The sequence below is a fragment of the Peterkaempfera griseoplana genome (genome assembly GCF_001418575.1).
Lineage (GTDB): Bacteria > Actinomycetota > Actinomycetes > Streptomycetales > Streptomycetaceae > Peterkaempfera > Peterkaempfera griseoplana.
Genome location: NZ_LIQR01000634.1, coordinates 1 through 4,579, shown reverse-complemented (window position 1 = coordinate 4,579; position 4,579 = coordinate 1). Strand labels below are relative to the sequence as shown.

Below are 4,579 nucleotides of genomic sequence, written 5' to 3'. Positions count from 1 at the left end.
CCTCCACCCCCGTGTCATTCCACCCCGACACCACCCGCCCCAACTCACCCGCATCCAGGAGCTCGGCGCGGCCCACAAGGGCCGTGGGCTCACTGGCGGCGAGCCAGTTCAGCACCCGCAGAAATCGGCGTGACACGTCCTGGGCCGCGGCCAGGTCGTGGACGTCCGGGTTCACATCGACATTGATCTGGGTTCCGGACCTGTCGTAGACGTCGATCCGGATGTCGTCCACGGGACCGGTCGACAGGTTGTGCGCGGTGGCGCGGTACTCGCCGAAACGCAGGTCGTAGCCGAAGGACATGACGTTGATCTGCAGCCCGAAGAGGCTGCCGTCGACGATCCTCAGGTCGCGGCGCATCTCCTCGTACCGGTAGCGCTGGTGGCGCAGGCCGTCCCGGACCGCCAGGGAGGTCTGCCGCACGACGTCCGCGACGGTGGTCTGCGGGCCGATCGTCAGCCGGATCGGGAGGAGGTTGGAGGTCATGCCGGGGATGCCGAACTCCCGGGGCCCGGAGCGGGCGCGTACGGGGAGGCCGACCACCACGTCCCGCTTCCCGGTGATCCGGTGCTCATAGACGGCCGCGGCGGTGATCAGCAGCCCGGGGAGACTGGTCCTCAGCCGGCGGGCGGCTGCCTTGAGGCCGGCGGACTCCTCCGCGCCGATGCCGTCGGCGAACCGCAGCGGCTCGTGCTGGGAGCGCTGCGCGCGGCTCTCGTCCGCCGTCACGGCCTCGGGGAGGTCGCGCAGGACCTCGTGCCAGTACTGCTGGTCGGCCCGGTGGTCGTCGGAGTCCCGGTAGGCGCGGTCGGCGTCCAGCAGCACGGACACCGGCTCCAGGGCGCCGTCCTCCAGCGGGCGGCCCTCGGCCAGTGCGGTGTAGATCTCGGCGCCGCGGGTCGCGAGCACCAGGCCGCCCTGGCCGTCCATGGCGAGGTGGTGGACGCGCTGGTACCAGAAGTAGAGGTCCGGCCGGACCCGGATGACGGCTGTCGCGGACAGCGGGCCGCCGTCCAGTTCGAGCGGCCGGGCCAGGTCCGCGCGCATCCACTCCTCGGCGGCAGCCCGGGGGTCGGCCTCCGCACTGACGTCGACGACGGCCACGGGGTAGTCGGTGGCGTCGTGGACGTACTGCCGGGGGGTTCCGTCGATCACCCGGATGCGCAGCCGGAGCCCTTCGGCCTCCTCGATCCTGCGCTCTGCGGCCCGCACGAGGAGTTCGGGGTCCGCGGGACCGTGGATCTCCAGGTACTCGGAGATGCTGAAGCTCCGGTTGTCAGGGGCGAGCTGCTGTGCGTACCAGATGGCGAGCTGGCCGGCCATCAGTTCCCGGAGCCGGTCCTCAGATGCAGCCATTCCCGCACACTCCAATCGTTTGACTCACTCGACTGGAACAGCAGGGGACTGCCTCCCTCAGGGCACGCCGCATTACCGCCCAGCTCTCCACGACCAAAACTGTGACCTGGTGATTCACATCTTCTGGGCGACCCGCGCCCTCCGGACTCCGGACCTCGTACGCCGGCCCGGGGCGCCGGGTCCGGGGCCCCGGGCCGGCGTCACCGAAGCGGGCACTGGGCCGTGTCTTCCGTCCGCCCCCGGGAAGTGCCGTGCGGTGCGGACTACTTGGCCTCCATGGCCTCGATCAGGCTCTTGGGCCGCATGTCGGTCCAGGACTTCTCGATGTAGTCCAGGCACTCCTGGCGACCGGCCTCCCCGAAAACCGTCCGCCAGCCGGCGGGGACGTCCACGAAGACAGGCCAGAGGGAATGCTGACCCTCGTCGTTCACCAGGACCAGGTAGTTGGCGTCAGGGTCGTCGAACGGATTCGTCATCGAGCTGTCCTTCCTCCGGTTGGCGGTTTGGACGCATCGGTACGGGGAATCAGAAAAATCATTCCGCCCGCCGGAGCGCGTATGGCGGTATCGCCCCCGGCCCGACGGGCCGGTGGAATCCCCCGGTACCACCCTGCGCCACTGCGCCCGCGTCATGGGGCACCACGGCACTGCGGCGATCCACTATGACTCAAGCCGGCTTTGTTGATCAATGTTCTGCATGCGACGCACCGGCACCGGCCGAAAACCCCCTGATGACCGGCCGCGCCGGCCCGTCCCGGAGTTCAACTGCGTCATCGCGCCAGTTGAACACCGCCGGGCCCGATCTTGACGGTCCCGAACGCACCGTGCGAGCGTGACCCGTAATCCCAGGAATGCCACCTGCGCGCGCGTCCGCGCGAAGGCGCATGGATTCGAGGCGACGGGCACTCCGCTGGTGCTGCATGCCGATGTACCGCCCCGGCATTCGCCGCGTTCCTGGTCTCGAATTCGAGCAGACCTGTGAGGCGCCCGCATGCCCAGTGATCCGGCCGAGCAACCGCCGCACATCAATCTGGTGGATCCGAAGCTCTACTCGCACGGCGATCCGTTCGCCCAGTGGCGATGGCTGCGCGCCAACGACCCGGTACACCGCCACCAGGCCACCGAGCTGCCCGCCTTCTGGGCGCTGACCAGGTACGACGACATTCGTGCCGCCTACCGTGACGCGGAGACCTTCAGCTCCGCCCAGGGGATCCTGCTGCGGCCCGCCGACCACGGGGCGGACCCCGGCGGCGGGCGCACCCTGGCCCTCACCGACCCGCCCCGGCACCGCCAGCTCAGAGGGCTGGTCGACGGGTGGTTCGCCGTGCGCTCGGTGCGCGCGCTGGAGCAGGAGATGCAGGACGTCGCCGAGAGCGTCGTCGAGCAGGCCCTCCAGCGGGAGAGCTGCGACTTCGTGGCGGACATCGCCGCCCGGGTCCCGCTGTACGTCATCTGCCGGATGATGGGGGTGCCCAGCTCCGACTGGGAGCGGCTGTACACCCTGACCAGCCAGGCGTTCGGCGCCGGCGACCCGCTCACCCGCAGGTTCGCCCACCTGGACATCCTGGGGTACTTCGAGGAGCTGCAGGCCGCCAAGGCCGCACATCCCGCCGACGACCTGGTGAGTGTGCTGGCCACCGCGACCGTCGACGGCGAGCCGCTGGGTGCCGAGGACGTCATTCTCAACTGCAACAACCTGCTCGTCGGCGGCACCGAGAACACCCGTATCGCCGCCGCGGGCGGCATGCTGGCGCTCCTGGAGAACCCGGAGCAGTGGCAGCGGCTGTCGGAGGACCCGGCGCTGCTGCCGGGGGCCGTCGAGGAGATCCTCCGCTGGACGTCCACCGCCACCCACATCATGCGGACCGCGGTGCGGCCGACCGAGATCCGCGGCCGGGCCATCGAGGCCGGAGACCTGGTGACCTTCTGGCTGCCCTCCGCCAACCGCGACGAAGAGGTCTTCGACGAGCCCGACCGCTTCGACATCGGCCGGCAGCCCAACCGGCACCTGGCGCTGGGCTTCGGTGAGCACTTCTGCCTGGGCAGCATGCTCGCCCGGGTCGAACTGCGGCTCCTCTACAACGAGCTGCTGCGCCGGTCCATCCACGTCGAACCAGACGGCGAGCCGGAGCTTCTCGACTCCATCGTCGTCAACGGGCCCGAGCGCCTTCCGGTCAAGCTCACCATCTGACGTCGTACCCGGGCAGACCGCCCGGTGAGAGGGGTGCCACCGCCGTGAGTCCGTCGACGCAGGACGCCGTACAGGTCCAGGTTCCCACGCTGCGCAGCATGGCCGACTCCCCGGTGTACGGGGACATCGTCCGCTCGATCTCCGACTACCTGGCGAGCAGCGACCGTCCGGTCACGCCGCACGGGGGCGCGGAACCGGACGTGGAGACGACCGTGCGCGGCTTCCACGAGCGGTTCCGCTCGGGGGCCGACTGCGGCTATCTGCGGAACCACTACCTGGGGGGCGTCCTCCCGGAGCTGGAGAGGGCGATCTATGAGTACATGGGGATCGACAGCTGGCTGCTGCATCCGGGGAACGACGTCAATCCCTGGTTCTGGCTCTTCGTCGGGGGCACCGGGACCGGCAGCAAGCTGCATCTGGACGTGGTGAACAGCGCGGCCTGGAACATCGTCCTGGAGGGCGAGAAGCACTGGGAGATCCAGCCGCCGGCCCTCGCGGTGGACCGGGAGGTCCTGCCGCCCGGCATGCTGGACCAGCCCGGGGTGTCGGCGAGCAGGGAGGTCGTCACCGTCGTCCAGAAGGCGGGCGACCTGATCCAGGTTCCGTCGGGCTGGTGCCATCGGGTGACCAACGCCGGGCCGACGGTGGCGGTGACCGGCAACTACGTCTCCGACGACAACGAGACGCTGGTCCGCCACTTCCTGACCGAGACCGGCGACCGGATGCACCTGGGTCTGCTGGACCAGCTGACGCAGCTGGTACGCCAGGGCCGCCGGGACGCCTGAGCCCGTCCCCGGCCGGCGTCCGCAGCCGGCAGACCGGGACCGCCGCCGGCAGGCACGGAGACGCCGCAGAGGCTCGCGCTTCGCCGCGAGCCCCTGCGGCGTCTCCGTGCCGTCATGTCCTCCCGCGCCGGTCCGACGGCCCCGTCGCAGCCCTGCACGCGGCGCCGACGACCCCACCCCACGACCACCCGCTCGTCACGTCCGCTGCCTCGCCCGGCCCGGGCCTCGGCCCACCCACCCTCCCAGCGGC

The 4,579-nt window shown here is 70.5% G+C and carries 4 protein-coding genes; 2 read left to right on the top strand and 2 right to left on the bottom strand.

Features of this window, described 5'->3' with window-relative positions:
• Together AOK09_RS34465 and AOK09_RS34460 are read right to left on the bottom strand one after the other, a co-directional pair.
• Nucleotides 1–1,354: condensation domain-containing protein (locus AOK09_RS34465; protein WP_245687610.1), on the bottom strand; the 1,354-nt coding region annotated here is incomplete at its 3' end.
• A 263-nt stretch (nt 1,355–1,617) separates the two neighbouring features.
• On the bottom strand, nt 1,618–1,830 hold the full coding sequence (locus AOK09_RS34460; protein ID WP_055591144.1) for an MbtH family protein: 213 nt from the start codon (nt 1,828–1,830) through the stop codon (nt 1,618–1,620).
• Between the two features lie 514 nt (nt 1,831–2,344).
• Here AOK09_RS34460 and AOK09_RS34455 point away from each other — a divergent pair.
• Nucleotides 2,345–3,544, top strand: a complete 1,200-nt coding sequence (locus AOK09_RS34455) for a cytochrome P450 (protein WP_055591143.1) — start codon at nt 2,345–2,347, stop codon at nt 3,542–3,544.
• 44 nt (nt 3,545–3,588) lie between these two features.
• Nucleotides 3,589–4,329 (top strand): cupin domain-containing protein, encoded by a 741-nt coding sequence (locus AOK09_RS34450; protein ID WP_157876156.1) that lies wholly within the window; start codon nt 3,589–3,591, stop codon nt 4,327–4,329.
• Nucleotides 4,330–4,579 lie beyond the last annotated feature (250 nt).